Genomic DNA, 524 nt, shown 5'->3' on the forward strand with positions numbered 1-524 from the left:
GCGAAGTTGCGGGCGTCGCGGGTCCGGGCCCCGCGCAGCGTCTGGATGTTGTGCAGCGAGTGGTTCGCGTTCTCCGCGTAGGTCAGGGCCTTGAGCTCGGGGATCCAGATGTGCATCTCCTCCGGGGCCTCGGTGTCGGGGGCGTAGAGGAACTCGAACGTCAGCCCGGCGAGCGTCCGGCGCTCCCCGGTGCGCGTGATCGAGTCGGTCGGGGACAGGTAGGAGACCGTGTTGCCCTCGGGTGTCCCGATTCCGATGCCCGCGGTGATAGCCCCGTGGGCCTCGTGGTCCAGCAGGCTGTTGAACGCGTACGACGCGCGGCGCGACATCGCGTTGCCCGCGACGACGTTCTCCCCGATGGCGAACTTGTCGAAGCTCGCGATCGTGCCCGGCGCGATGATCGGCACCCGGCCGGCGGCGACGTCCTGCGGGTCGACCACGCCCTTCACGCCGCCGTAGTGGTCGATGTGGGTGTGGGTGTAGATCACGGCGACGACCGGCTTGTCGGTCACGTGCTCCCGGAG

Annotated in this window: 1 protein-coding gene; it reads right to left on the minus strand. The window is 69.5% G+C overall.

Features of this window, described 5'->3' with window-relative positions:
* Positions 1–512, minus strand: a 512-nt coding sequence (locus AB6N24_RS23120) for an MBL fold metallo-hydrolase (protein ID WP_412871700.1), incomplete at its 3' end; no start/stop codon positions are given.
* Positions 513–524 lie beyond the last annotated feature (12 nt).

The organism is Cellulomonas jepli (assembly GCF_047229345.1).
In the GTDB taxonomy this organism is placed as follows: domain Bacteria; phylum Actinomycetota; class Actinomycetes; order Actinomycetales; family Cellulomonadaceae; genus Cellulomonas_A.